This is a genomic window from Flavobacterium sp., assembly GCF_043773265.1.
Lineage (GTDB): Bacteria > Bacteroidota > Bacteroidia > Flavobacteriales > Flavobacteriaceae > Flavobacterium.
Genome location: NZ_JAYVFH010000037.1, coordinates 1 through 3,894, shown reverse-complemented (window position 1 = coordinate 3,894; position 3,894 = coordinate 1). Strand labels below are relative to the sequence as shown.

General features: G+C 29.5%; 4 protein-coding genes. 1 reads left to right on the top strand and 3 read right to left on the bottom strand.

Going from position 1 to position 3,894, the window contains the following annotated elements:
- The coding region (locus ACH2BO_RS01855) for a hypothetical protein (RefSeq protein WP_395043060.1) at positions 1-668 on the bottom strand (668 nt) is incomplete at its 3' end.
- Positions 669-1,120: 452 nt separating this feature from the next.
- Complete coding sequence (locus tag ACH2BO_RS01850) at positions 1,121-2,341, bottom strand: MFS transporter (RefSeq protein ID WP_395043062.1); 1,221 nt, start codon at positions 2,339-2,341, stop codon at positions 1,121-1,123.
- A 164-nt stretch (positions 2,342-2,505) separates the two neighbouring features.
- On the opposite strand from ACH2BO_RS01850, the gene meaB reads away from it, so the two are divergent.
- Positions 2,506-3,537 carry a methylmalonyl Co-A mutase-associated GTPase MeaB gene (meaB, locus tag ACH2BO_RS01845; RefSeq protein WP_395043061.1) on the top strand — a complete coding sequence of 344 codons (1,032 nt, stop codon included), beginning with the start codon at positions 2,506-2,508 and terminating at the stop codon, positions 3,535-3,537.
- A gap of 1 nt (position 3,538) precedes the next feature.
- On the opposite strand, the gene ACH2BO_RS01840 is transcribed toward meaB, so the two are convergent.
- Positions 3,539-3,766, bottom strand: coding sequence for a hypothetical protein (locus ACH2BO_RS01840; protein WP_395043059.1), 228 nt, complete (start codon positions 3,764-3,766; stop codon positions 3,539-3,541).
- Between the last annotated feature and the right edge of the window lie 128 nt (positions 3,767-3,894).

The window sequence follows — 3,894 nt, the reverse complement described above, 5'->3', positions numbered from 1 at the left end:
TTTGTTTTAGAACTTGCCTGGTTAAGTGGATCTTGAAGTGCATAAGCAACTGCAGTTATTGTACCATTCCAGATAGCAATTTTGCGCTCAGCTAGTGGCAAAGAATTGAAACTAGCTAATGGTTGACCAAGTACTGGGGTTCCTGTTATGCTGGGAGGAGGAATATCACCAAAATTAGGCCCTGAAAACGAACCTACCAAACCCAAAAGAGGATCAACTGTTTCTGCAGGATGAACTGGAATAAACTGACCATGAGATTCTAAGCGCTGGTAACTAGTATAATAGTCAAGAGCTGCTTTATCTCCATCTCGAGTGTCAATCCCAATTACAAGTGTGTGAGTGCCGTTAGTCAAACCTGTGATACGCATACGATATGGAACTGACATTCCTTCTAGAAGGTGCGACTGATTAGCATTTAAATTTCCATTAACCCATTGTACTGGATTAGTAATATTACCAGGTGTCTCATTTTTACCTTGGTCAATGTCAGCCGCTACATTTTGTGCCCAAGAAGTATTATTAAACAATAAAAAGGCAAAAAAGAAAGTCGTAATTGTACGCCAACAACCAAAGAAACTTGACTTGTTTTTGACTGACTCTGAGGAAAATAAAGATCTGCATTGACTTTTAGTTATTTTCTCAGACTGAAATAAAATATTTGTTTTCATAATATAAATGTTTAAAGTTAAACCATATTATGAGTAGGAATTATAAAATAATGATATAAATGGGGATGATAAAAAATGAATACCTATCCATAAATTAAATTTATTAGTTAAAAAAAAAAATGTAGAACAACATCTAAAGTTGCAGAACCCAAATTTTGAAAAATGTATATTTTTCAAAATGTTTAATAACACACCTTATTAAACTGTTTAAAAAAGTTTAATAAAAACCAGATTTGAGGAATTATTCTAGGTTATTCTTTTTAAAACTATGTTTTAAAAATTTAGGGCTTATTTATTATTAAATTAAAAAAGTAGTAGTGATATTCTAAATTAATAATACACAAATTTAATTAATTATATAAATCAAGTGATTTTTTTTTTAAAAATTATTAACATAAATAAGCAAATTAACTTAATTTAACATAATTTTTATTTTTAAATAAATAAATTTCTTACACCAGTATTTTTTTTGTTTTCAGATTAGGTAAAAAGTAGCATATTATTCCTATTAATGGTAAATAAGAACAAATAGTATACACATATTGAATAGAGGTGTGGTCTGCTAAAATGCCTAAACAAGCCGAACCCAAAGCTCCCATTCCAAAAGCATAACCATAGAAAAGTCCAGAAACCATACCTATTTTTTTTGGTAATAATTCTTGTGCATATACGATGATTGCAGGAAAGGCAGATGAAATTATTATTCCGATGATAATCATTAAAACATCTGTCCAAAAAAGGTTTACATATGGTAATAAAAGCGCAAATGGAAAAGCGCCAAATACTGAAAACCATATTATATATTTTCTGCCAAATTTATCTCCCAATGGACCACCAAGAATTGTTCCAACAGCATATGCAATTAAGTAAATAAACATGTGATATTGAGCATTTTGTATTGACAAATTAAATTTATCAATAAGAAAAAAAGTATAATAACTTGATAAGCTAGCCGAATAGAAAAACTTTGAAAAAATTACAGTTAGTAATATTCCAATGGCAAAATTGACTTTCTTTTTTGAAAGATTATTATCCTGAGAAATGCCTTTAGAATAATTTCTTAATTCTAAATGGTCACGATACCAATAGGCAATTTTGGTTAAAATTCCCAAACCTAGAAAAGCTGCAATTACAAACCAAAGAATATATTTTTGAGAAGTAGGAACTACAATTAATGCTACTAATAATGGCGCAAGTGCTGTACCAAAATTTCCTCCAACCTGAAAAATTGATTGAGCCAAACCACGTTTTCCTCCAGATGCCATATTAGAAATTCGAGCTGATTCTGGATGAAAAATTGCAGAGCCAGTTCCAATAAACATTACAGAAATTACAATCCAATAGAAATTATCTGCAAATGAAATAGAAATAATTCCAGCCAATGAAAATAACATTCCATAAATTTGAGAAAATGGTTTTGGATGTTTGTCTGTATAATATCCCACAAAAGGTTGAAAAATTGAAGCTGTAAGTTGAAAAGCAAAAGTTATAAATCCGATTTGAGTGAAAGATAATTGATAATTTTCTTTAAGGATTGGATAAATTGATGGAATTATGGCTTGAATTAAATCATTAAGTAAATGAGCAAAACTGATTGAAAAAAGAATTGAAAAAGCAGTTTTTTGAAGTAATTCTTTATTGTTGAAAGTTGCAGATTGGGTTTGCACAGTAATAAATTTTAATACTGCAAAAATACTTTTTTTAAACTTAAAGCAGCAAAGTTTTAAAGCAAAGTTCGCAAAGAAATTATTTTACTTAAATTTGTTTTATAAACTAAAGTAATAAATTGAAAAAAACTTCAAAAAAATCGGCTTTATCAGAAAAAGATGGCATTGCAATGCCAAAAACTTTCAGTGCTTCATCTATTGAAAAAATTATATCTAATAGAAAAAATCAACCTTCATCCAAAGAATTAATTGATGGTATTTTAAAAGGAAACATTACCGATTTAAGTCGTTCTATAACAATAGTAGAAAGTACAAACACGAATCATTTTGATAAAGCTAATGAAATTATTAATGGTTGTTTGCCACATGCCAATAAATCTAAAAGAATAGGAATTACAGGTGTTCCTGGAGTTGGAAAAAGTACTTTTATAGAAGTTTTTGGTAAATATTTAACTGGTTTAGGTAAAAAAGTTGCAGTTCTTGCGGTTGATCCAAGTAGTACAATTTCACATGGAAGTATTCTTGGTGATAAAACTAGAATGGAAGAATTGGTAAAAGATAAAAATGCTTTTATAAGACCTTCTGCATCTGGTGAAACACTTGGTGGAGTTGCAAGAAAAACTCGTGAAGCAATTATACTTTGTGAAGCAGCAGGATTTGACATAATTATTATAGAAACGGTTGGTGTTGGACAAAGCGAAACTGCAGTTCATAGTATGGTTGATTTCTTTTTACTTTTAAAAATATCTGGTGCTGGCGACGAATTGCAAGGAATTAAAAGAGGAATTATGGAAATGGCAGATGCAATAATAATTAACAAAGCTGATGGTGATAATATCAATAAAGCCAAACTTGCCAAAACAGAATTTAATCGTGCCTTACATTTATTTCCTGCTAAAAAATCGGGTTGGATTCCTGTAGCATCTACTTGTAGTTCATATACTAAAGAAGGAATTCCAGAAGTATGGAAAATAATTTCAGAGTATTTTGAATTGGTTAATGAAAACCATTATTTTATCGAAAAAAGAAAAGAGCAAAATCAATATTGGATGATGGAAACTATTGATGAGCAATTGAAAAATAATTTTCACAATCATCCTGAAATAATAAAATTACTTGAAGAAAATAAAAAAGCAGTGCAAAATGATGAAATTTCACCATTTGCAGCTGCTCAAGTTTTGTTGGCAAAATATTTTAAATAACTTACTCTTCGTAAAGTTTCATTTCTTTATCATAGAATTCTCCCGAAAGCGTAATCAAATGCTCCATTTCGCTTTCTAGTTCGGTTTCGTCTTCTCCTTCTAAATCTTCAAGAAACTCTACTTCATCATCTTTTAAATTGATAATAAACCTTGGGAAATCTAAATGAATAATAAATATATCATCTGGAAATTCGGAGTTGTCTGCTAGTACAAATTTTGGTAATTGCATACTAATGTTAATTTGTTTATTTGTTAATATGGTTATTCGAATTCAAATTACCGAATAAACTTTTAGAAAAACTATTTATCAGACAAAATTACTGGTGCACTTCCTTTTCCCATAAAAATAATTTTGGT